The sequence below is a fragment of the Paraburkholderia nemoris genome (assembly GCF_905221015.1).
GTDB lineage: Bacteria > Pseudomonadota > Gammaproteobacteria > Burkholderiales > Burkholderiaceae > Paraburkholderia > Paraburkholderia nemoris.
This window is the reverse complement of sequence record NZ_CAJNBO010000015.1, coordinates 196,962-219,145: the sequence shown is the minus strand read 5'-3', so window position 1 is coordinate 219,145 and position 22,184 is coordinate 196,962. Positions and strand designations below refer to the sequence as shown.

At 59.4% G+C, this 22,184-nt stretch carries 21 protein-coding genes and 2 pseudogenes; 8 read left to right on the top strand and 15 right to left on the bottom strand.

Annotation, left to right across the window (positions count from 1 at the left end):
• Positions 1 to 69 precede the first annotated feature (69 nt).
• From KHO33_RS23820 to KHO33_RS23805, 4 genes are all read left to right on the top strand, one after another.
• The gene (locus KHO33_RS23820) at positions 70 to 1,587 is read left to right on the top strand and encodes an efflux transporter outer membrane subunit (protein WP_200565453.1); all 1,518 of its coding nucleotides are present in this window, start codon (positions 70 to 72) and stop codon (positions 1,585 to 1,587) included.
• Positions 1,588 to 1,621: 34 nt separating this feature from the next.
• Entirely contained in the window at positions 1,622 to 2,935 is a 1,314-nt protein-coding gene (locus KHO33_RS23815) for an HlyD family secretion protein (protein ID WP_200565454.1), read from the top strand.
• 105 nt (positions 2,936 to 3,040) lie between these two features.
• A complete protein-coding gene (locus tag KHO33_RS23810; protein WP_200565455.1) occupies positions 3,041 to 4,591 on the top strand; it encodes a DHA2 family efflux MFS transporter permease subunit in 1,551 nt (516 codons plus the stop codon).
• A 31-nt stretch (positions 4,592 to 4,622) separates the two neighbouring features.
• Positions 4,623 to 5,234 (top strand): YbhB/YbcL family Raf kinase inhibitor-like protein, encoded by a 612-nt coding sequence (locus tag KHO33_RS23805; RefSeq protein ID WP_200565456.1) that lies wholly within the window; start codon positions 4,623 to 4,625, stop codon positions 5,232 to 5,234.
• Between the two features lie 190 nt (positions 5,235 to 5,424).
• On the opposite strand, the gene KHO33_RS23800 is transcribed toward KHO33_RS23805, so the two are convergent.
• The 15 genes and pseudogenes from KHO33_RS23800 to acpA form a co-directional block, all read right to left on the bottom strand.
• On the bottom strand, positions 5,425 to 5,940 hold the full coding sequence (locus KHO33_RS23800; RefSeq protein ID WP_200565457.1) for an Ohr family peroxiredoxin: 516 nt from the start codon (positions 5,938 to 5,940) through the stop codon (positions 5,425 to 5,427).
• On the bottom strand, positions 5,937 to 6,179 hold the full coding sequence (locus tag KHO33_RS42965) for a hypothetical protein (RefSeq protein WP_200565458.1): 243 nt from the start codon (positions 6,177 to 6,179) through the stop codon (positions 5,937 to 5,939). Before KHO33_RS42965 ends, KHO33_RS23800 begins: the two co-directional genes overlap by 4 nt.
• A 230-nt stretch (positions 6,180 to 6,409) precedes the next feature.
• On the bottom strand, positions 6,410 to 7,435 hold the full coding sequence (locus KHO33_RS23790) for a LysR family transcriptional regulator (protein ID WP_200565459.1): 1,026 nt from the start codon (positions 7,433 to 7,435) through the stop codon (positions 6,410 to 6,412).
• Between the two features lie 410 nt (positions 7,436 to 7,845).
• Positions 7,846 to 8,850, bottom strand: coding sequence for a DedA family protein/thiosulfate sulfurtransferase GlpE (locus KHO33_RS23785; protein WP_200565460.1), 1,005 nt, complete (start codon positions 8,848 to 8,850; stop codon positions 7,846 to 7,848).
• 43 nt (positions 8,851 to 8,893) lie between these two features.
• On the bottom strand, positions 8,894 to 9,487 hold the full coding sequence (locus tag KHO33_RS23780) for a carboxymuconolactone decarboxylase family protein (protein WP_200565461.1): 594 nt from the start codon (positions 9,485 to 9,487) through the stop codon (positions 8,894 to 8,896).
• Between the two features lie 51 nt (positions 9,488 to 9,538).
• Positions 9,539 to 10,810: a DUF3734 domain-containing protein gene (locus KHO33_RS23775; RefSeq protein ID WP_200565462.1), complete on the bottom strand. Its 1,272-nt coding sequence runs from the start codon at positions 10,808 to 10,810 to the stop codon at positions 9,539 to 9,541.
• 10 nt (positions 10,811 to 10,820) lie between these two features.
• Entirely contained in the window at positions 10,821 to 11,603 is a 783-nt protein-coding gene (locus tag KHO33_RS23770; protein WP_200565463.1) for a 3-hydroxybutyrate dehydrogenase, read from the bottom strand.
• 15 nt (positions 11,604 to 11,618) lie between these two features.
• Complete coding sequence (locus KHO33_RS23765) at positions 11,619 to 12,398, bottom strand: acetoacetate decarboxylase (RefSeq protein ID WP_200565464.1); 780 nt, start codon at positions 12,396 to 12,398, stop codon at positions 11,619 to 11,621.
• A 324-nt stretch (positions 12,399 to 12,722) separates the two neighbouring features.
• Complete coding sequence (locus KHO33_RS23760) at positions 12,723 to 12,929, bottom strand: hypothetical protein (protein ID WP_200565465.1); 207 nt, start codon at positions 12,927 to 12,929, stop codon at positions 12,723 to 12,725.
• Between the two features lie 95 nt (positions 12,930 to 13,024).
• Positions 13,025 to 13,219, bottom strand: a pseudogene (locus KHO33_RS23755) (IS6 family transposase); the annotation flags it as partial.
• A 26-nt stretch (positions 13,220 to 13,245) separates the two neighbouring features.
• Positions 13,246 to 13,365, bottom strand: a pseudogene (locus tag KHO33_RS42960) (helix-turn-helix domain-containing protein); the annotation flags it as partial.
• 109 nt (positions 13,366 to 13,474) lie between these two features.
• Positions 13,475 to 13,630 carry a hypothetical protein gene (locus tag KHO33_RS42815; protein ID WP_200565466.1) on the bottom strand — a complete coding sequence of 52 codons (156 nt, stop codon included), beginning with the start codon at positions 13,628 to 13,630 and terminating at the stop codon, positions 13,475 to 13,477.
• Positions 13,631 to 14,142: 512 nt separating this feature from the next.
• Positions 14,143 to 14,949: a hypothetical protein gene (locus KHO33_RS23745; RefSeq protein WP_200565467.1), complete on the bottom strand. Its 807-nt coding sequence runs from the start codon at positions 14,947 to 14,949 to the stop codon at positions 14,143 to 14,145.
• A 1,040-nt stretch (positions 14,950 to 15,989) separates the two neighbouring features.
• Positions 15,990 to 17,039 carry a diguanylate cyclase domain-containing protein gene (locus KHO33_RS23740; RefSeq protein ID WP_407946194.1) on the bottom strand — a complete coding sequence of 350 codons (1,050 nt, stop codon included), beginning with the start codon at positions 17,037 to 17,039 and terminating at the stop codon, positions 15,990 to 15,992.
• 241 nt (positions 17,040 to 17,280) lie between these two features.
• A complete protein-coding gene (gene acpA, locus KHO33_RS23735) occupies positions 17,281 to 19,038 on the bottom strand; it encodes an acid phosphatase (protein WP_407946193.1) in 1,758 nt (585 codons plus the stop codon).
• Positions 19,039 to 19,451: 413 nt separating this feature from the next.
• Between acpA and KHO33_RS23730 the strand changes: the two genes are divergently transcribed.
• From KHO33_RS23730 to hppD, 4 genes are all read left to right on the top strand, one after another.
• On the top strand, positions 19,452 to 19,781 hold the full coding sequence (locus KHO33_RS23730; protein WP_200565468.1) for a hypothetical protein: 330 nt from the start codon (positions 19,452 to 19,454) through the stop codon (positions 19,779 to 19,781).
• A gap of 72 nt (positions 19,782 to 19,853) precedes the next feature.
• Positions 19,854 to 20,528 (top strand): Crp/Fnr family transcriptional regulator, encoded by a 675-nt coding sequence (locus KHO33_RS23725; protein ID WP_054039711.1) that lies wholly within the window; start codon positions 19,854 to 19,856, stop codon positions 20,526 to 20,528.
• A 100-nt stretch (positions 20,529 to 20,628) separates the two neighbouring features.
• Complete coding sequence (locus tag KHO33_RS23720; RefSeq protein WP_054039709.1) at positions 20,629 to 21,042, top strand: RidA family protein; 414 nt, start codon at positions 20,629 to 20,631, stop codon at positions 21,040 to 21,042.
• 80 nt (positions 21,043 to 21,122) lie between these two features.
• Positions 21,123 to 22,169 carry a 4-hydroxyphenylpyruvate dioxygenase gene (gene hppD / locus KHO33_RS23715; protein ID WP_328822806.1) on the top strand — a complete coding sequence of 349 codons (1,047 nt, stop codon included), beginning with the start codon at positions 21,123 to 21,125 and terminating at the stop codon, positions 22,167 to 22,169.
• The last annotated feature ends 15 nt before the right edge of the window (positions 22,170 to 22,184 follow it).

The window sequence follows — 22,184 nt, the reverse complement described above, 5'->3', positions numbered from 1 at the left end:
GCCGCACCAGATGTGCACCGTGTTTCTCTACGAAGAACTCTTTTACTCAACGATCCGATAGGCCAGAAAATGAGCATTCAGTCACACACCGGACAGCGCGCATCACGCATGCCCAAGCTGGGTGTCTCGGCGATGTTAGCGGCGGTGCTGTCGGCGTGCGTGAACTACGCCGGCATCCACAGCGACGCGAAAACGGCTGAGCCGCAACAGTATGCGACCCAGCAAAGCCTTCCCGCCGAACAAGGCCATTGGCCCGCCGCCAACTGGGCCGACCAGTTCGGCGACGCGCAACTGAAGGCGCTAATCGACGAAGCGTTGAGGAGCAGCCCGACGCTCGACCAGGCGCGTGCCCGTGCTGCGGCTGCATCGGCATACAGCGAAACCGCGAAGGCGAGCACGATGCCACGCGTCGACGCAAGCTATTCGCTTACGCGTCAACAGTTCTCGAATACAACATTCGTGCCGCCTCCATTTGGTGGGGCGTGGCAGACGGAGAACAAGGGCCTGCTGAGCGCTTCCTATGACCTCGATCTGTGGGGCAAGAACCGTGAAGCGCTGAAAGCGGCAATCTCGCAGCTTCAGGCGAGCCAGGCCGACGCGGAAGTTGTCAAACTGACGCTGACCACGTCGATTGCCCGCACGTACAACCAACTTGCGCGTCTGTATGTGTTGCGCGACATCGCGCAACAGGAAATCACGCAGCGCGAGCAGATCGACCGTATCACGGCGGGCCGAATCGCAACGGGCCTGGAAACGGAAGTCGAACGCAAGACCGCACAGGCCAATCTTGCAACGAGCCGCGCGACGCTGAAATCGTTCGATGGGCAGATCCTCAAGACGCGTTATCAGATCGCCGCGCTGCTCGGCGTGGGTCCCGACCGTGGCTTGCAGATCGCACGGCCGACGCTTGGTATTGGCGACGAAGTGCGCCTGCCCGACAACTTGCCCGCCGACCTCGTAAGCCGCCGCCCGGAGATCGTCGCTGCGCGCTGGCGCGTCGACGCGATGACGCACGGCGTGAAGGAAGCGAAGGCCGAGTTTTATCCCGACATCAACCTGAGCGCCGCAATCGGGCTCGACGCTTTCGGCTTCGGCCGCTTCTTGACGGCAGCGAGCCGCACGGCATCGGCCGGTCCGGCGATCCACCTGCCGATCTTCGACGCAGGTGAACTGCGTGCGCAACTGAAGGGCCGCTATGCCGACTTCGACTATGCCGTCGCGACCTACAACCAGGCGCTCGTGACAGCGTTGAGCGAAGTCGCAACGCAACTCGCCGACGTGCGTTCGACGGATGCGCAGCTTGTCGACGCGCAGACCGCGCAGGACGCCGCTGGCAAAGCCGCCGAACTCGCGCTTGTGCAATACAAGGCCGGTCTCACGAATCAACTGACCGTGTTGAACGCCGACGTCAATGCGCTTTCCACCAATCAGAGCCTCGCGAATTTGCGCATGAATCGCGTCGACCAGCAGATTGCACTGGCTGCCGCACTGGGCGGCGGTTTCGTCGACACGTCGAACGCAAACGCCGGAGCAGCGCCGCGCGCCGATGCGTCCGCACCCAACACGCCTGTCGTCGCCGCGCGCTGAGCGGCTGCCTACCGAATCTGTCTGGAGACTTGAAATGAGCGAAATCGATGCAACGGAGCGCCAGGAGACCCAAGTGGCGGGCGCGAAACATGACGCGGCACAGACGAAAGCTTCTGTTGCAACGGAACCCACCACAGGCAAGCGCACGGTACTGCTCGCGCTGCTCGGCGTGGCTGTCGTCGTGTCGGCGGCGGCTTATGGCGCGTATTACATGACCTATGCGCGCTATCACGAATCTACCGACGATGCGTACGTCAGCGGCAACCTCGTGCAACTGACGCCGCAGGTGGCGGGCACCGTCGTCGCCGTGAATGCCGACGATACGCAGATCGTTAAGGCCGGCGACCCGGTCGTCACGCTCGACAACGCTGATGCGAAAGTCGCGCTCGGCAACGCCGAGGCGACGCTGGGACAGACGGTACGGCAGGTGAGCAGCCTGTACGTGAACAACGATTTCTATGCGGCGAACGTCACGCAGAAGCAGTCCGATCTGGCTCGCGCGCAGGACGATCTGCGCCGCCGCCAGGCCGTTGCCGATACGGGCGCCGTGTCGGCCGAAGACATCGCGCACGCGCGCGACACCGTGACGGTCGCGCGGGCCGCGCTCGATGCCGCGCATCAACAGGCACAAGCCAACCGGGCGTTGACCGACCGCACGACGATCGAACAGCACCCGAACGTGCAAGCTGCCGCGTCGAGGGTGCGCGATGCGTATCTCGCCTATGCGCGCAACACGTTGCCCGCGCCCGTCACAGGCTATGTCGCGAAGCGCTCGGTGCAGGTCGGCCAGCGGGTGTCGCCGGGCACGCCGTTGATGGCGATCGTGCCGCTCGACGGCGTGTGGGTCGATGCGAACTACAAGGAAAGTCAGTTGCGCAGCATGCGCATCGGTCAACCCGTCACGCTGACGGCCGATGTGTATGGCGGAAAGGTGAAGTATCACGGCCGCGTCGTGGGCTTCTCGGCCGGCACGGGCAGCGCATTCGCGAGCTTGCCGGCGCAGAACGCGACGGGCAACTGGATCAAGATTGTCCAGCGTCTGCCTGCACGTATTCAGCTCGATCAGAAGGAACTCGAAGCTCATCCGCTGCGCATCGGCCTGTCGATGGATGTCGATGTCGATACGCGCGACGACACAGGCCCGCAGCTCGGCGCGGCGATGAACACGTCGTATCGCACGGATGTGTTTGCCGAATACGGCGCGCAGGCAGATGCCGAGATCGAGAAGATCATCGCGCAGAACATTGTCCCATTGCATGCTGGGTCCACGGGCAACGTCGTATCGTCGATACCGTCCGCAAAGCGCGACGCAAGCGACAAGAGCGGCGCTAAACCGCGAGCAGGTTAAATCGCATCCCTGGGTGCGCCTCGTAGTCACGCCCTGGTTTATTCAATAGTCTGACAGGCCGGATCAATGCGCCGGACCTGTCGAAAACTTCAGACTGGAAGCGAGATGAATTCCTCGACGCAACTTGCACCGCCTCCGCTGACAGGCGGAAAGCTGGTTCTCGCGACAATCGCCGTCGCGCTCGCGACGTTCATGAACGTGCTCGATTCATCCATTGCCAACGTTGCAATTCCAACCATCTCGGGCAATCTCGGCGTATCCGTCGACGAAGGCACATGGGTGATTACGCTGTTCTCGGCGGCCAATGCCGTCGCGATTCCACTGACGGGCTGGCTCACGCAGCGCGTCGGCCAGATCAGGCTGTTCGTGGCTGCGATCGTGCTGTTCGTGTTCTCGTCGTGGCTGTGCGGCGTTGCGCCGAACCTGATCGTGCTACTCGCTGCGCGCGTATTGCAGGGCGCCTTCGCGGGCCCGCTGATTCCCCTCTCGCAGGCGATTCTGCTCGGCTCGTATCCGAAGGAAAAAAGTTCGACGGCGCTGTCGCTGTGGGCGATGACGGCAACGGTCGGGCCGATCGCGGGACCCGCGCTGGGCGGGTGGATCACCGATAGCTACAGTTGGTCATGGATCTTCTACATCAACATTCCAGTGGGTCTGTTTGCCGCGGCCGTGACGTGGATGATCTACCGCGACCGTGAGACGCCGGCGCGCAAACTGCCCATCGACAAGGTTGGCCTGATGTCACTCGTCGTGTGGGTCGCGTCACTGCAAATCATGCTCGACAAGGGCAAGGATCTCGACTGGTTCAGCTCTCCCGTGATCTGCATTCTTGCGGTCGTCGCGGCGATCAGCTTCCTGTTCTTCCTGATCTGGGAGTTCACGGAGAAGAACCCGATTGTCGATCTTCGCCTCTTCGCGGGACGCAATTTCCGAGGCGGCACGATTGCGATCTCGGTCTCGTACGCGGTGTTTTTCTCGAACCTCGTGATCTTGCCGCAGTGGATTCAGGGTTATCTCGGCTATCGTTCGGTGGATGCGGGTCTCGTGACCGCGCCGCTTGGGATTTTCGCCGTGCTGCTTGCGCCCGTGATGGCGAAGATCATGCCGAAGTCCGATGCACGGGTGCTCGCGACGCTGGCCTTCCTCGGCTTTGCAGGCGTGTTCTTCATGCGCTCGCACTACACGACGGGCGTCGACCCTTATACCCTGGTGCTGCCGACGCTGCTGCAAGGCATTCCCATGGCGCTCTTTTTCACGCCGCTTACCGCGATCATCCTGTCTGGGCTGTCACCCGACAGGATTCCGGCGGCCGCCGGCCTGTCCAACTTCGTGCGTGTGTTCGCAGGCGGCGTCGGCACGTCGTTGATCTCGACGGGCTGGAACGACCGCACGATCCTCCACCATGCGCAACTCGCCGAACAGTCGAGCGTGAACAACCCCGACTATATAGGTGCCATCGCGAACCTCCACACGACGCTCGGCGGTGGCATGGATCAGGCCGTGGCGTTTTTCGAACACTCGCTGAATGCGCAGGCTGCGATGCTGGCGCTGAACGATATTTTCTGGCTCTCGTCAATGATCTTCATTGTGATCATTCCGCTCGTCTGGCTCACCAAGCCCGGCAAGGGCGGTGCTGGGGCGGCGGGTGCTCATTGAGTAAGACCACTTCACATACGCGAGGAATTCAATGAAGCTACTTTGCCGTCTTTTGTCCGCCACAAGCCTGTCTATCCTTCTGGCTGCGTCGGCCGTTGCGCAGCCGCCGACCGACTTCAATCTCTCGAGCCCCGACATTGCTCCTGGCGGCAAGGTAGATAACAAATTCGTGCTCAACGCGTTCGGTTGTACGGGTGGAAACGTGTCACCCGCACTTGTCTGGAAAAATGCGCCGGCGGGGACGCGGTCGTTTGCACTGGAGGTATACGATCCGGATGCGCCGAGCGGTAGCGGTTGGTGGCACTGGACGGTTTACAACATTCCCGCAGCCGTTACACAACTGCCGCGAGGTGCCGGCAACGATCCGTCCCGTTTGCCTGTCGGTGCCAATCCCGGCATGAACGACTTCCAGGACACCGGCGCGGTTGGAGCCAACGGTAACTATGGTGGCCCCTGCCCGCCGGTGGGCGACAAGCCACATCGTTATGTCTTTACGTTGTATGCGTTGTCGGTCGACGACTTCTATGCCGCAGCGGGCATTCCGAAGACGGGCACCGCCGCCTTGCATGGCTTTGCACTGAACAAGGCGTTGGGTGACAAGGTGCTCGGCAAGGCGTCTTTTGCTGCTTACTACGGTCGGTAACGTACGGCCGGACGACCGAGCGTGCCCGGTCGCGGTGACAGAAGAGCGCCCTTCGCGGGCGCGTCATACGCAGTCGGAAACGAGCGTTTCAGTCGTTCATGTCGGTTAGCTCATCATAGCGGACCGCCTTACTGCGACAGCACCGGTTTTGTTCATGTTCAAGTTTCCTCAAGGCATCAAGCAGGCGGCGTTATGAGTTGCTGTCGTCGTCCGGCGGCATAAGCGCGACGACGTTCTCAATTCCATGCCGTGCCATCTTGGTGTAAGGACAAAAGCGTTCCGTGTTACGCACCAGTTCCCCGGCGACGGCGCGCTCGACACCGGGCAAACGGACGCGGGTGTGCGCCGTCAGCTTGAACAAGCCATCGATCGGGTCGCGGCCGAAGTCGACCGTGACGTCCACGGAGGCGCCGGGAATCGGAATGCCCGACCGGGCCGCAAGCAGACTCATCGCGCCATGAAAGCAGGCTGCGTAGCCCGCCGCGAATAGCTGCTCCGGATTGGTGCCGTCGCCAGGGCCGCCTAGTGCCTCTGGTATTCGCAGGTCGACTACGAGCTGGCCGTCGTCGGAGCGGGCAATGCCCGACGCGCGTCCGTGACCCGCGTCGCCGCCTGTTACGGTGACAGTGGTCGAATACAGCGTTTGCGCGTCTTGCCCGTAATACTTGTCGAGCAATGTCAGCGGTGGCGGACGCAATGTTGTCATGGCGTGCCTCGTGGGTGCTTGCCGCTTATCGTGCGGCGTGCGTCTCTTTGAACGACGTCGAAGTTCACGGTGCCACGACGTGCGTTGGCGCCCGTCAATGCTTCCTTCAGATCTTCGCCGGTCATTGCGTTGACACCCGATGTGGGCGACGCCGCAACAACGGCGTGACCGCGTGCGCGCAAGTCCTTGGCGACTTTACTGTCGATGAGTTCCGTGCGATCAATCACGACAATTCTCATGATGTCTCTCCATGAGCACGTGCGCGGCTGTCAAGCCGCTGGCAATTTTTAGAATCCGGCTTGCATCAGATTGCGTATGTGCTTTGCGGTGTTTTGCCGGAGGCCGCGATTAGCGTGCCGTGTGTACAGGAAGCATCTTAGGCGTGCGCTACGTCATGCGGTAGGGCCGCCAAGGGATCCGTCGTGTTGCATAAGAAGCATCAGTCAGCGCAGCGTCGTTCTGAGGGGCATCATTCGACGGCCGATAACGTCGTCATCGTTGTCAGACACTGCAGATCGAGTGCTCTCGTGTGCTCGGTCATGTAGTCGATGAACACACGGATCCGGGCCGGAAGATGCTTGCGGCTGAGATAGCAAAGGTAGTGACCGCCGTCTTCGGGTGCATGCTGCGCGAGGCAGCGGAGGAGCTGTCCGTTGCCAAGCAGGTCGCAAACCTGATAGGCCGGCAACTGCGCGATGCCCACCCCATCGAGCACCGCCCGCAGGATCAGATCCTCGTCGTTGAACGTATGCAGCGCGACAGGCTGGCGCCGCTGCGCGAGACCGTCGACCTTGAATTCCCACGCCCGGACGCGGCCGGACGCCGTCCGGAAGTTGATGCAGCAATGATCCGCCAGTTCATCGACATGCCGCGGCAAGCCGTGAATTCGCGCATAGGCGGGCGACGCACAGACGATCATCTGCATCGGAATCAGCTGCCGCGCTACGATTCCGCTGTCCTCCATGCGTCCGTCGCGAAACGATACGTCGACGCGATCGGCAGTGAAATCGGCGGGGCGATCGTTTAGCAACAGTTCCAGGACGATCTCGGGATATTGCGTGTGAAAGCCTCGCAGCAGCGGCGCGACAATCTTGCGGCCGAAGCCGGGCGTCGAGCCGATGAGAAGATGGCCGCGCGGCGGTCCGTTGCGCAGCTCCCGCATGTCTTCCAGCGCCTGGGTGATGCGCTCCATACCCGGTTGACAGTTCTCATAGAAGAGTTCGCCTTCGCGCGTCAGCGATGTGCTGCGAGTCGTGCGCAGGAAGAGACGTGTGTCGAGTTGCGCCTCGAGTTTCTGCACGTTGCGGCTAACCGACGAGCGACCAATGCCGAGGCGATCGCCAGCACGGGCAAAGCTGCCTTCGCTGGCAACGGCCAGAAAAGAGACGACGCCAGCGTAACTGGTCGCAAATCTGCTTGCAAACGGATCGTCGGCGCCGGCGGCGGGGCAGCGTGATGGGAAAGCTGAAAGGGGGGCGGGGGTCGGGGAGTCCATGCTAGGCCAGACGTATCAGCATTGTCATTTGTGACATCGTGCGCCGTTTTTTTTGCGGTGGATGTGTGGGCGTGCTGGCGGCGTTACTTCCCCCGGTACGAGGAATGGCCGAAGCTCTCGATTGGTCAATGGGCCAGGGGCGGCTGGAGGCGGTCGCCCGTGGATTCTTGTGGCGTCGAAGCGTCAGCTTTGACTTCGGTACAGGTCGGGGAAGTCAAGCAACAGGAGCGGGCTCGCATTCTGAGGGAGCAGCGTGCCTGGCGAAGTCCCTTTCTGAATCGTTGTCGTGGTAGCACCGGGCGGATGGATAGCAGGTCTTCCCCGTGGAAGATGGCCTCGGCATCAGCTAACGGTTCGTCATTCTGGAATGACCATCGCCGCCAAGGCGCCTCTTGTGGACACGCCTGCAATCAATGCGCGAAAAGGTTTCTCTCTTCTTCACTGATTGCAGCGTCGCTCATCCCTATTATTGGCTCGACGTCGAAGCCCGCCACACGCCATGCATCGATACCGCCAGTAAGCGGCAATGCAAGCTTGACGCCGGCCAGTCGCAACCGCTTGGCCATCCATGCAGCAGAGACTTCGTTTGGACATGAACAATAGATGACGAGCGTCCGGTTCGCCCCGTGGCGCTCCACGATCTGCGGCAGTTTCCGTTCATCGGCAAATACGGCGCCTGGAATGACAAATGGATCGAGCATTCTCCGCTCGGCGGAGCGGATATCGAACAGGATTGGCCGCGGATTGTTCGCGAGCAATGCATGCAATTCGCCCACGCTGATCCGAGCCTTCTCGAGCGCTTTTGCCAGCATGATTCTCCGGCAGTATCGATACAACACATAAAGCACCAGTGCGATACCAATCACGATCAACGCTTGCCAGCCAAGATGTGAGATAAGTACGAAAACCACGTCGATCTGCGACGCGAATAGCGCACCGATAGCCAGCCCAACGGATGCCCACAGCGCAACGCCCGCGCAATCATGCAAGACAAAGGAACGCAACCTGACCGCCATCGCACCGCACAGCGGCACGGCAACGAGCGACAAGCCAGGTACGAAGCGCGCAACGACCAGCACGCGGACTCCCCAGCGCCCAAAGAAGCGCTCCGTCTTCCTGACGCACGTTTCGCGCGAGAGCGACAGTTTGCAAACGGTATGGAGCGTGCGCTCGCCGTATCGTTTGCCACCCTGAAACCAGATCAGGTCGCCCAGCACACCGCCAATCACAGCGGAGCCTAGTATCGTCGCGAAATGAAACAATGTCGATGACGCAATGTGTATGGCGAGCGCAGTGCCTGCTCCAACGGTGATCAATGTCGGTAAGACAGGCAACGGCAGGCCAAGCGAAGAACCAAGCACGTTCAGGAATACGACTAACATTCCGTACCGCGCGATCAATTCATGGGACAACATGGTGCTCTCCTTGTGGCCTGCACATACCCGTCTTGAGGATCGTTCATCGCTCCGCCTGAACCGGGCTGCCTAACGCTCGCCCCATAGTGACCGGCATATTGACGGTGCAGGAACGAAGAACGCCATCGCCCGACCACAACTCGCTGCGACGCCAGTACATAAACAATGCGGCGATCTGCATGTTGCTGAAGTAGCCTTGCAAGCTCGGCCACACTGCGTCATGAACAGACTGCCGGACCATGGCCGCAAGATGTTCGGCCCAGGAAAGTACAGCTTTCTCACACGGAGAAAATACACCGGCGCAGCGCCATGCGCCAATGTTCTCGGTTTTTGCCGCAGGCACCCCTGCCTTACGGGCACGGCACAGATGATGTTGAACGCACAACAAACAACCATTGATTTGTGACGCGCGCAGATCAAGAAGCGCGATCAGGCTTTCGTCAAGCCTGTTGGTCGCATCAAAACACGGGGTATTTGGCGACGCCGCCGCGCCCTGCATCAGACGGCTGAAGCCCTGATACGACTCCCAGGATGCATACGCCCCGATGCCGCGCTCGCCACATGACCGGACCGTCTTCGTTCTCGTTTGCCATGGCGTCGCGTCATGGCGCACTCGAGGCAGGGATGTCTGGTTCACTTTTGCCTGATCAGCAGAAATGGAACGGCCGAGGGAGGGAGTCGATACGCGCTACTTTGCGCCAGACAGTTCTTCTTCTGGCGAGCGTTTCGATGGCGGCAAAGCTTCTTTGCCCAGCCCGGCGATTTCGTTAACCTCCTGTCGATAGCGATGCACGTCCCGCGTGACGAAGCCGATTTCGCGGCTCGGGATATCGAACCACTCGGGGTGTCCGAACGAACGGCGAATATCCTCGAGGCCGCTCGCCCAATGCTCGCGCATCGTATCCTTGCTGAACTCATAGTCCTTGTAGTGCCCCTCGAACGATTTGTTCTTGTAGATCAGGTGCACGACATTTACCGCACTGCCATCCGCTGTTTTCTGCGCCTCTCGCAACAACGGGTGCGCAAGCCGCACTTTTTCAGGAATGTGCTCGAGCAGCGCCTTGATCATCTGCGCGTGCTTCTGGTTCTGCGACATGAATGCGGTGATCGCTCGCGTACGGCTTGAATATTGAATGTCCTTGGTGCGCTCGCTGACGTCGAGGAAGTCGCCTGGCAGCTTGCCTCGCGAGCTCCACAGATCGATCTGGAAGACGAGTATGTCCTTATGCTGGCTTTCCTTGATGATCTCGGTGAGTGGCGTGTTGGAGACCAGTCCACCGTCCCAGTAGAACTCTCCATCGATCTCGACGGCCGGAAAGCCCGGCGGAAGCGCACCGGATGCGATGAAATGCTCCGGTGCCAGACGCATTGTCGAATTGTCGAAATAGACCAGATTGCCCGTTCGCACATTGACCGCCCCAACGGATACGCGAATATTCCCGTCATTGATGCGATCGAAGTTTGCGTACCGCAAAAGCGTTTCACGCAACGCCGACGTGTCGTAGTAGCTGACCTGATCAGGACGTTTCCTGCCCAGCCCTGCGAGAGACATATGCGTGCGCGGGGAGAAGAACCCGTCCTGACCTTCCACCAGCGTGCGCGTCGCGGCCCATGCGCTCGACCACCTGCGCCCCATATTTTCAAACCCCGGCCATGCCGGAAAGCGTGCACCGATATGTGAGAAAAAATCCGCCGGCTGACTGATCGTGTTCCAGAAGCCGCGCAGCGCTTCCGCCCGGTCCGCAGGCGCATTGCCGGCGATGATCGCCGTATTCAGCGCACCGATGGATACTCCGGATATTCGCGTCGGTTCCACGCCGACTTCGGCCATACCTTCATACACGCCGGCCTGATATGAGCCCAGGGCGCCGCCACCCTGCAGCACGAGTCCGATTTCGTCATATGCGGGGAGCTTGATGCGATGGGGCTGCTGCAGCTTATTGCGCTGGCTCGGATACATGGTCGTCTCCTTACTGCATGAACCAGCCGTGGCTGACCACAATCGACTGTCCGGTGAGCGCGCTCGACTCGAAGCCGGCGAGGAATGCAACCGTGTTCGCGACATCGGCAAGCGACGTGAATTCGCCGTCGACCGTCTCCTTCAACATTACGTCCTTCACAACCTGCTGCTCGGAGATTCCCAAGGCCTTCGCCTGCTCGGGGATCTGCTTGTCGACCAGCGGGGTTCTGACGAAGCCCGGACACACGACATTGGCGCGCACGCCACGCGGTCCGCCCTCTTTCGCGACAACCCGGGCGAGACCGAGCAGCCCGTGCTTCGCGGTCACATACGCCGACTTGAGCTGCGACGCGTCGTGCGAGTGCACCGAGCCCATGTAGATGACAGCGCCACCCTTGTTCGACGCGTACATATGCCTGATGGCAGCCTTGGTCGTCAGGAATGCGCCATCGAGGTGAATGGCCAACATCTTCTTCCAGTCGGAAAATGCGTAGTCCTCGATCCGGTTGACGATCTGGATACCTGCATTCGATACGAGCACGTCGATGCCGCCCAGCCGGCTCACCGTTTCGGCCACACCCGCATTGACCGCTTCTTCGCTGGTTACGTCCATTGCAACGGCGATTGCTTTACCACCGTTAGCAACGATATCTTCAGCGACCTTTTGGGCGTTTGCGAGATTCAGATCCGCGATCACGACCGTCGCGCCGTCTGACGCGAGCTTGCGCGCGCACTGCTCGCCGATACCGCTTGCTGCACCCGTAACGAGCGCGACCTTATCATTCAATGCCATACGTCCTCCGAGAGCTTACTGGTTGACTGCGAGTTTCAACGACTCGGCGGGGGCGAGATAGTCATAGACCACTTCGCCGACATCGAGCGTGAGATTTGCAATGATGTGACGTGCGCCAATCACCTTGCGAACAGGCAGATCGGCAACCGATGCGAGTGCGTGCGGATGCAGCTCGAGCGCTGCAGGCCCTTCCCACGCTCCGATCACATCGACGTCACGCAGGAAGAAGCGCACCAGTTCGCAAATGCGTACCGAGCCATCGACGTGCGGAATGACCTTGAGCAGATAGTTGGGCGTGTCGGCGAGCTTGCGGCGCTCGGCCGCCGTCTCAAGTGCGCGATACTTGTAGCCCATCGTTCCGGTGGCGATACGTTGCGTTCCGTAATCGAGCGTGCCGAGCAGGGTGTCCTTGCCATCGACGCAGAGCTTCGGTGAAGCCAGCTTCTTGGGAAAGCCCCAGATTTCGCGTCCGCCTGCGATTGGACCTTCGTCGTCGAGATACATCGCGTGCGTGAAGTTGGCGCGATTGCCGTCCTCATCCAGCACTGAGATCACCTGGCCGCTTTCCGTGTAGTCGCCGAACCCCGACGAATCGGGCATGCGGATGAATTCGTAGTGGACGATTGCGTTGTCGACCGTCAACGGTTCCGGAACGGCGGCCTTAAGCGCATCCATGTCCGTTTCATACGAAATGATGAAGTATTCCCGATTGATGAAGCGGAAGGGCGGACGCGGATACGCCGGATTGTGCACGGGCATCGCAAATGCGTTGTTGCGGATATCTTCTTCTGTCACGGATCGTTCCTCGGATGGTGAGGGTTGCGTAACGCGCATCGCAACAGCTTTTGCTGCCGCGGCTAATGACGTGCGCGTGCAAGGCAGTGAAGACTTGCTGTGCGCGTATGCACGTTTGTTTTACAGTGTTGTGTTTCACGGCTTACATCAGGCAGCGTGTGCCGTCACCGTCAGGACAAAGCGTAAGCGTGGTCGTCTTGCGGCAGTAGCCCTGCAAAGGAGCTCACCGTGTTGCCTCGGCGACAACAATCAATGACAGGCGGATAGGACTTTGCCGCGTTGTGGAGGTGGTCGCGTAGAATTCTTGAGGTTCCCAGCGACCAATCATGGACTGTTGGTCGAGTCCTGCCAGCCTAACCGGTGCTTTTCTTCTGTCTTGCGATGGAGTTGTTTGCCGGACGTGTGCAGGTAGTGGTTCGTGCTCGTGGGTGAGGCGTGCCGCAGGTTGGCGCGTACTGTACGCAGATCGGTGCCGCCGGCAAAGATGCCCTTGACGATCGTGTGCAGCGCGGCGCGCGTGAGTGGCTTCATCGATCTGCCAAGCGGAAGCACGAGCGGCGTGTCTTCATGGGTTTTGTCGCAGCAGGGCTTGCGGAGTAAAGTCGAATCGGTATGCAACGTACTGTTTACGTTGCCGGTTTGTAGAATTGATCTGCGGTGGACGGATGGGTTCCGCGAGCACATTTCATCTGCCCTTTGATGATCAGGTGCATAGTCTCAATGCCGCACAGAAAGATCCGGGCACAGTGAGAAGTCTTGAATCCCGGCATGGGCCGCGGTCGTCGCTTGACCGCCCGATGGTCCTGTTCGATCAGATGATGGTCACCATCTCAGGCGCGCCATTCTGGAGGCGCGCGTCGAGCTGGGCCTCAAGTTTCTGCACGTTGCGGCTAACGGAGGAGCTGCCGATTCCAAGGCGAACGCCCGCCTTTCCGGGTGCCAGCGCCAATATTCCATACGAAATCATCGCAGGTGGCGCGGCTTGTAACGGTAGACATGTGAACGGACTCACAGTGTTGTTTGCGAGCGACCAATCGCCGAGTTGAGACACGCCCGTGCCGGGGAGAGATCGATGTTCAGCTGTTCAGGTGTGTTGCCGCGACGCGTACGCGCATGTCGGGGTTGCGCTGCATGAGAATACGGACGATACGCTCGCCGTCTGTTTCGAGCGACTGTACCGATTCGAGTTTGCCTTCGATAAAACGCAGCAGCTCCCATCGATCGTTGAGCACAATGAGCTTGACGTCGAGTCTGCTGCCATAACGCAGCGACTACGCATAAAAAATTGCGCGATGCGCCGGCCACCCGTCATCGGTGTCGGGAAGCTTGCGACTTTGCCGCTGCCCTCACCAATCAGCATTGCGTTTTCGGCCAGCAATGTGTTGATCACAGAGAAGTCGCGGCACTCGAGCGCCAGACCAAACGTGCGCAGTGAACGAATCAGCATCTCGCGTGGCACCACATAACGTGGACGTTCGCTGCGTACCTCTGCTTATGCACGGTTTACCAGTTAGCAGCAAGTCGCCTCCGTCTTGCCGATGGCTTGCGAGACTTCGTCATAGTTGGCGTCGAACACCTCACGCAGGGGGAATACTGCCCGTGCTTCCGGCGTCTGTCGCTAGAGCAGCATCAGAAAAGTCAGGGAGACGTCATCGGCGCGTTCCGCAGCCCCCTCTAGCGTAGCCGGGAAATCCTAAGTCATTCCGAAGAGCGGCCCGTGCGCCATATTCACCATCAGCTTGAGTTACTTCGACAGATGCAGTGCCTTCGATAGCACGACCCCCCGCTGTGGGCTCATCAGCCAGATTGCGCGGATATCAACATAGAGCCTGGAGATTCTTATCGTGATGTCAGTAGGCTCGTCATCAGTAGGGTCGCTGTGATCGATCCGGTCGTTGAGATAGGGTGGCACCAGGCGACCTATGAGAACAATCGCGTAGTCCCCATTCGCTTCGGCGTACGCAGCCCGTGAGAGCGTCACGTGTCCGCGAACCGTGGTCTTCTTACTTTCGCCAGACTCGAGTTCAATCATATCGATATGCTGAATGAACCCTTTTGACCTCGCTTCCGGCGCGACCACGAGCCTTCGCCCGCTGGGTCCGCTTATCGTCTTTTTGAGGAGGATGCCTGTGTGATTATCGTCACCAGACAAATCCACGTTTACCGTCAACAGGTGCTTCTCTGCCTGATACCTCATCCCATACTGGACGGGTACAACAAAAGTCAGGTCCCGATCGAGATGGACTACCGTCAAGTCAGTATTGTGGCGCTGCCTGCCGGTGGGAATGCGTATCAGGCTCAGGACACGATCGCTCAAAGAAGGCGAGCCGGCACTCAAGTGCTGATTCACCATCCTGTCCCGAATGGCAACCGGGTCGTCGCCTACGAAAGGGTGCCCTGAAGAAGAATCTTCGAAACCGGAGACTTCAATGTCCGCCGCACGCGACACTGCGGCCGCATTTGCTTGTGTTCCGACTTCTGCCAGCATCAACACACATACGAGGACGCGGGCGGCGTTGGATAAGACTCGTTTGAATTTCAGATGAAACACGATAATACCCCTCGTATTCCAACACGGGCTGTCGCAAAGCCATGCTGGTTCGATTCAGATGCGCGACCGATCCACCCTGACTCCCACCATTGCTTCTGCCTGCAAACTCATGTGTCTAACGGTCAGTGAAACATCCAGACAATGACGACCAAAACCTGGCGGGTTTCGTAATGAGTCCACCGGTGCTCCACACAGTCGAAGGGAGGTAGCGGCTACCATGTTGCTCGGAAGTCATCGTAGGTTCAACGCCTGCATACCGGTAGATAGCTAGAGGAACTCGTAGCGTTGCCTTTGCGGCAACAATTCTCACTGCCGCGATATTTCACAGTGCGTGTGGATCTCAGCCGAGTGGCGTGCATCGAATTGCCGGTCTAGAGAGGCTTCCCGGTAAGCCGGTTTTGTCAACGTCTGAGGTCGGGAACGTCTGGAATCACCGATACCGCCGCGGCGGCGAGGAAAGCCAACAGTCTATGGCATTGGGTTGGGCCGTAGATCGCCGATTTTTATCAGATGAGCGCGCACGGGACGAGACTGCCGAATAGTCGGCGCGATGCGCTAAGAGGGGGCGTGTGCTGCAGGTTTGCTAGAGCATGGTAGGAATCCATATTCGAGATGAGTTAGATCCTCGATCGCGCAGTCGTCCAGAGGAAATCGAGGTGCCAGACGAAAGCAGGGCTCTCTTAATGATAGATTCAGGGAGCTTGATAGAAGAGTAGTGCTAGGGATACCTGATAGGATTCTCCCGCCAAAGTGAGAATCTCACCCGGTAACCGAACCAAAGTAGCATGCCATTTTGGGGATATTTTTGGGGGCATATGTTGTAGCCCTAATTTATCGGATTGCTCACTCGCCTGGCTTTGCGCCAACTGTTCGAGTCCGGTCCCCGCACCAAAGATTCTTCCGACTGATTCCGACGAAATCCGGGAGCTGCCTCCCGCGACATAAGGCACGTCGGCTCTTTATGCTCTGCCGTGTTCCGGCCTATCTCGCGTGTCTTTAGGCGCTGCCGATAGACCAGCTCCCGCTTGCCCCGCACCCACTCACGTCCGCTCCATCTTTCGCATCCTCTTTGCCTCATACATAGCCTGATCGGCCCGATCAATAAGCGTTGTCATCTCGACGCCATCGTCGGGGAGAACGGCTGCGCCGACACTGACATCGAGGTCGAGCGCGCGCCCCTCGAACTCGAACGGCTCACGAACCTGCTCGACCATGCGCATGCCCAGCCTCTCGGCATCTGCTTTGGAGTGGATACCGGGCAGGATGACGGCGAACTCGTCGCCACCCACGCGCGCCACCGTGTCCGAGCACCGCGCCGTCCGGTTCATGCGTAGCGCCGCTTCCCTGATCGCCGCATCGCCCGCGCGGTGGCCATAGCGGTCGTTAATAGGTTTCAGGTCGTTGAGGTCCAGATTGAGAATGCCGAGCGTCGCTGAAGCTCGTTGCGCTTGCTGAATCGCCTGCCGCAGCCGGTCGTAAAACAATGCGCGGTTCGGCAACCCCGTCAGCGCATCGCGCGTGGCCAGATAATAAAGCTCGCTGGTTGCGTGCCTCGCTGCATGAAACATTGCGGCTGCGATCAGTTCGGACATCAGTTCGAGAGCGCGGATATTTTCGTCGGTGAACGCGTTAGCCGCTGCGCCTACGACCTTCAGCACGCCCACCGTCGTATCCCCATGCCTGAGTGGCGTAACGATCATCGAGCGCAGGCCCACTCGCTGACACGCCTCACGGTCGACGCGCGGATCGGTTTCCGAGTCCTCACATCGCAAGATGTCGCCGGTTTCCACGCATAGACCGGACAGGCTGCCAGTACGCTTGAGCCGCAAACCCAGCAGCGAGGAGGCAATGCCCGAACTCGCTCGGTAGACCATTTCATCGCCTTCAGCAAGCTCGACCACCGCGCCATCGGCCTGTGTCAGTTGCTGGACACGTTCGGTGACAAAACTCATGACACCGCCAAGATCCAGTCCGAGCTTGGCAATCTCCGTCTGTGCCCGCACGATCGCCAGAAGCGTCTCGTTGTCGGGCACAACGTTGTTGAAGGCAGTCTGCAAGGGTCTCTCCGAGGACAAATTGTTCGGAGACATTCTACGGGACAAATATTCCATGACCGACCTGCGAATGGATCAAGCATGCGGGTCATGCGGGCGTCGCATCCTCGATCCAACGGGCAACCACGCAGTAAAGCGAGGGCATCGGCGCCGGAACGAGTGTGGCCCGGGATTTCCTGACGTTATTTTCAGCAAAGCCTTACAGGCCCGCCGTGGGAACGAAACATCATCTTCCGCTGTGACGGGCCACGTGCATTTCTGTGAATTCGATCTGGATTCAAGTCTTGAACGTCAGAGTACGCGTGAGATCGCCCATCGGAGCCTGGCCGCGCGCGCGCATTTCGTTGTCGCGTTGCTTGATGCCGTCGAGCGCTTCGAGCCGGAACACGCGGGTAACGAAGCGCAGGATCGACGCAGTGTCATAGACAGTGTGATCGACATAGCCTTTCTTCGCGAACGGCGAGATCACCAGCGCCGGCACGCGCGTGCCCGGCCCCCAGCGATCGCCTTTGGGCGGCGCCACGTGATCCCACCAGCCGCCGTTCTCGTCGACCGTGACGATCACGACCATGTTTTCCCACTGTGGGCTGCTGCGCAATGCCTTCACCGCATGTGTGATGTGCCGGTCGCCAGATGCAACGTCGGCGTAACCGGCATGCATGTTCAGATTGCCCTGCGGCTTGTAGAACGTGACCGGCGGCAGCTTGCCTGCTCGCGCGTCGGCGAGAAAACGGTTCGTGCTTTCGTCGTCGCCGAGTCCGCCGTCGCGCAGGCGCTTCGCACGCGCGGCGGTGCCGGGCGCGAGGTTTTTAAAGTAGTTGAACGGCTGGTGGTGGTACTGAAAATTCGGAATCACCGGCGTGCCGTTCGTCAGATTTGCACCGTGCTTCTCCAGCGTTTCGCGGAACGCGCCCGCGTACCAGGCCCAATCGATGTCGCGCTTGTCGAGCTTGTCGCCGATGTGCTCGTGCGTCTGCGGCGGCACCGCCATCGCATTCGCATCGAGCTTGAAGTCGACCACCGTGCCGCTCGCGTCCAGCGTCATCGGCGTTGGCGCGTACGGCGGCATCATCGTGTTGACCGCGTAGCTGCGCACAGTGCCGTCGGCCAGCGTTTCGGGCGGCGTCAGCGCGCTCGGCCCGAACTTTGGGATGCCATCTTTCGCGCTGGGCGGAGACGCGTCCAGCGGCTTCAGATTGGGATCGTCCGGCTTGCCGCTGACCGTTTCGGCAATCTGGAACTTCGCGATGCTGTTGACCGGGTCGGGATAGCACGGCGGGGTGGCCGAGATCAGATACTGATGGTTCAGGAATGAGCCGCCGAAAGCGCCTTGGAAGAAGTTGTCGCACAGCACGTATTCGGCCGCGAGATCCCATAGCCGCAAGTCGTAGCTGGTGTTCGCATAGTGACCCATCGTGAAACCGGCGGAGTCGGCCCACGCGACGAACATGTTGTTCTTGCCGCCGTTGATCTGCATCTGGTTCTGATAGAACACATGCCACAGATCGTGTGTGACGAGCGACAGCGGCAAATTCTCGCCGCCGGGGCCGCGCAACGGGAACGGTGCATTCGGTAGATTGGTCTGGTATTGCAGTCCGGCTTTGTACGTGACGCCATCCGCGACCTGGTCCTTCAGCAGCCAGCCGCCCGGTACGACGGGCAACTGTTTGAGTACGGTCTTGCCGTCGCGGTCGAGTTGCAGATAGTCCGCGGGCTTGAGCGATGACAGCGGTCTTTCGACGCCCGGAAAATTACCGAACAGATTGTTGAAGCTGCGGTTCTCGGAGAAGATCACGACAACGGTTTTGACATTGTCGCGCAGCGCTTGATCAAGGTCCGGATTCGGCACGTTGTCGGTTTGGCCGCTGGCGGAGCGGTCCGGCGCGACACACCCGCCCAGCCCGCCACCCGCTGCGACGGCGGCAAGTCCGGTGAGAAATGTGCGGCGGCTGGTGTTTGGCTTGTCCAGTTTCTCCTGAGTATCGGAGGGCGGATTCGAAGGGACGGAGGGGGAAGAGGGTGGTTGCTTTTTCAAGTCATTCTCCTTGTATCTATCGTCGTCGATCGGAAAGCCGCACGGCGTGCAGCGATGAGGGTTTCTACTGGATTACAGCGTGCTGCCGGAAGTCAACTCGCTTCGCAGTGCGCGTGAGGCCAGAAGGAAGACGAGCAGGCCGGGCAGCAGAAGGACAAAACTGGCAACTGCGGCAGCGGGAAATATAACCCCCCGCGCCGTCGAGCTGAAAATACAGCAGAACTGGCAGCCAGTTGCGCGAGTAGCGGCACCGGGTGCATTTGCGGATTCGGCATGGTGTCATGCGAGATCAGCCTGAAGCAGGGCGCGTGACGCGTTTATGATCTACGTCCTTCTTCCATGCAGCGCAAACTGCCGTGCAGGTTTCAAACTTGATGCTCCGCTTATCCGTTTCTCTTTTCCGACGCATCCTGATGTCAGCAGAAATCGATTTATGCGTGGCTGCAGTAGCCGGCAATGCCGCAGCGCAGCCACCGTCTGATATCCGGGCCGTGTCTTCAGTTAAAGAATGCAGACCGGACGAATTTGTATTCGCTTCTCGCGCGGGAAAATGGGCTCATCTCGCATTCGGCGTTGACGCGCGAGCAGCGGTACCAGAATGGCTTCCGGCAAACTCGGTCATTTTCGAGGAGGTGAAGGACGTCGAGCATGCTTCAATGTTCTCAGGGTTGAAAGCGATACTGATACGCCCGGACGGGTATGTTGCCCAGAGTGAAGAGGAACATCACGTCGGCGCTGCTTAGCGCGCAATCGAACAGCTCTTATGTTCGTGCCACAATACGCGCGTCGGCACGTCTACATGAAAGGAGACACGTTTGAGCAAGAGCGCCGCGGCGACCACCGAGACATGGCATATGGATGACGCCACGGCGGGCGTGTGGATTCGTGCAGCCCATCTCGGCCGGAAGATCAAGGTCGAGAAGGGCAAGATGATTTATCGTCAAGGCGAACTCGGTTTCACCTTTTACTTTCTGCTTTCCGGTCGTATCCAGGTTTCGATTTTTCAGAGCGACGGTACCGAGTTCATGCTTGAAATGATGGGGCCGTGGTCGATGTTTGGCGAAAGCCCCGCTATGGATGGCTTCCCGCGCATTGCCACAGCCATCGCAGCCGAAGACTCAGAGCTGATCGAGTTTGACATCAGGGTCATCACCGGGACAATTCCGTCCTGTCCGGAACTCGCCATTTCACTGATGCGCATCGTTGCGCTCAAACAGCGGATTCTGGCGTCCCGCATCCAATACCTCGCGCTTCCAAAGCCGGAGATGCGAATCGGCGAGCTACTGGGGCGGATGGCTGAACTGTACGGCGAGAAGCGCGAGGACGGCACGCTGATATCCATCCCTCTGACTCATGAGCAAATCGCCGCCATGACGGGGGCAACGCGAGTCACCGTCACCCGCGCATTGAAGCGGTTGACGACGCTCGGCGCGATTGAACTCCGGCAGCGTCGTATCTGGGTGCTCGACGCGTCCAAACTTCTCGGTTGATTTGGTATCTCGCTATACAGACGGTAGGTCAGCTGGTCACTTAAAGTGGTCACGTAGGAATCAATTTCCCCGTACTACACCAGTTGATTGAAGGACTGTCATGAGCAAAATCGAGCGCCTGCGTCTTCCTGAAGATGATGCAACCTTCGGAAGCAATCGCATTTTCGACCTGTTCCAATACTCGCCGGCGGTGATGGCTAACGGGCTGGTGTTCATCGCTGGGCAAATCGGCCTGCGTGCCGACGGGTCGATTCCCGAAGATCCGAAGGAACAGATCGACGTTGCATTCAAGCGTATCGAAGCCGTGCTCAAGCATATGGACCTCGATTTCACGGATGTCGTCGAGCTCGTTTCCTATCACGTCGATGTCGGTTCGCAACTCGCCACTTTCCGCGAAGTAAAGGAGCAATACATTCGCTCGGACTTCCCGGCGTGGACCATTCTCGGTATCGCCGCGCTGGCTCGCCCCGAGCTTATCGTCGAGATCAAGGTCGTCGCTGCGACCCGCAAGTAAGGTCCACTTTCGCCGGCTGCGGCCTAAATGTCGAATGAGAGTCCGCTCCCTCCGGCTCAATTCACGGCATATATTTTGGAATGCTACTTAGTATCATGACCACTCGAGTGAAAACTGACGGATTTGCGTTCGTCGAATTCGTCTCATCCCGGCCCATGGAGCTCGTCGAGCTATTCGAGCACCTTGGCTTTCGCCTTCGCGGCAAGTCGAAGAGCGACATGCTCCTGATGACGCAAGGCGCGGCTGCATTCATCGTCAACGGGAATCCGAATGCGTTCGAATCTCGGCATGGCGCGTCGGTGCGTGCGATTGGGATTCGCGTCAACGACGCGAAGGCAGCACACGAGCAGGCGTTGTCCGGTGGTGCTGTTAGCGCCTCCGCGGAACAGGAAGGCGAGTTTGTCCTCGACACGCCGACGATTCTCGGTATCGGAGATAGTCTGGTGTACTTCGTTGACCGCGACTTCCGAGAAATCTTCTCGCTTCCGGTCGAAGCCCGAAACACACGGGAAGGTGACGCCAATATCCTGGCCGTCGACCATACGTCGAATATTGTGCACCCCAAGAATCTTGATCTGTGGGCCAACTTCTACCGCGACACGTTTGGTTTTGCGGAGAAACAGTATCTCGAAGTCAAAGGCCACATGTCCGGAATGCGTGCGCGCTCAATGGTGAGCCCGTGCGGTCGCGTGTCGATTCCGGTGGCCGCTGCCGCCCATGACCAACCCGGCGTGCTGAACCAGAACGATGAATTCATCCGCGACTACGGTGGCGAAGGGATTCAACACATCGCGCTGCTGACCTCCGACATCGAAGACACGATTCAAAAGCTCAGTGCTGCCGGCATCGAGTTCATGGCGGCGCCATCGCGGAACTATTACGACGGAATCGATGGGCGTCTTCCGGGGCACGGCCTTGACATCGAACACCTGGCTGAACGCGGCATCCTGGTCGACGGCAAGGGGCCACAGAAGATTTTGCTTCAGCGTTTCACGAAGCGCCAGATTGGGCCGGTCTTCTTCGAAATAATTGAACGCCGTGGAGAAGACGGATTCGGCGAAGGCAATTTCAAGGCCCTGTTCGAATCGCAGGAGAAGGATCAGCAGCAACGCGGCTCGCTCAATTGACCGCATAGCAGGAGG

Bases quoted from the DNA above. Each gene is read 5' to 3' on its own strand.
- KHO33_RS23820 (WP_200565453.1), top strand. From the start codon at position 70: ATGAGCATTCAGTCACACACCGGACAGCGCGCATCACGCATGCCCAAG.
- KHO33_RS23815 (WP_200565454.1), top strand. From the start codon at position 1,622: ATGAGCGAAATCGATGCAACGGAGCGCCAGGAGACCCAAGTGGCGGGC.
- KHO33_RS23810 (WP_200565455.1), top strand. From the start codon at position 3,041: ATGAATTCCTCGACGCAACTTGCACCGCCTCCGCTGACAGGCGGAAAG.
- KHO33_RS23805 (WP_200565456.1), top strand. From the start codon at position 4,623: ATGAAGCTACTTTGCCGTCTTTTGTCCGCCACAAGCCTGTCTATCCTT.
- KHO33_RS23800 (WP_200565457.1), bottom strand. From the start codon at position 5,940: ATGACAACATTGCGTCCGCCACCGCTGACATTGCTCGACAAGTATTAC.
- KHO33_RS42965 (WP_200565458.1), bottom strand. From the start codon at position 6,179: ATGAGAATTGTCGTGATTGATCGCACGGAACTCATCGACAGTAAAGTC.
- KHO33_RS23790 (WP_200565459.1), bottom strand. From the start codon at position 7,435: ATGGACTCCCCGACCCCCGCCCCCCTTTCAGCTTTCCCATCACGCTGC.
- KHO33_RS23785 (WP_200565460.1), bottom strand. From the start codon at position 8,850: ATGTTGTCCCATGAATTGATCGCGCGGTACGGAATGTTAGTCGTATTC.
- KHO33_RS23775 (WP_200565462.1), bottom strand. From the start codon at position 10,810: ATGTATCCGAGCCAGCGCAATAAGCTGCAGCAGCCCCATCGCATCAAG.
- KHO33_RS23770 (WP_200565463.1), bottom strand. From the start codon at position 11,603: ATGGCATTGAATGATAAGGTCGCGCTCGTTACGGGTGCAGCAAGCGGT.
- KHO33_RS23760 (WP_200565465.1), bottom strand. From the start codon at position 12,929: ATGAAGCCACTCACGCGCGCCGCGCTGCACACGATCGTCAAGGGCATC.
- KHO33_RS23740 (WP_407946194.1), bottom strand. From the start codon at position 17,039: ATGTCTCCGAACAATTTGTCCTCGGAGAGACCCTTGCAGACTGCCTTC.
- KHO33_RS23730 (WP_200565468.1), top strand. From the start codon at position 19,452: ATGTCAGCAGAAATCGATTTATGCGTGGCTGCAGTAGCCGGCAATGCC.
- KHO33_RS23720 (WP_054039709.1), top strand. From the start codon at position 20,629: ATGAGCAAAATCGAGCGCCTGCGTCTTCCTGAAGATGATGCAACCTTC.
- hppD (WP_328822806.1), top strand. From the start codon at position 21,123: ATGCTACTTAGTATCATGACCACTCGAGTGAAAACTGACGGATTTGCG.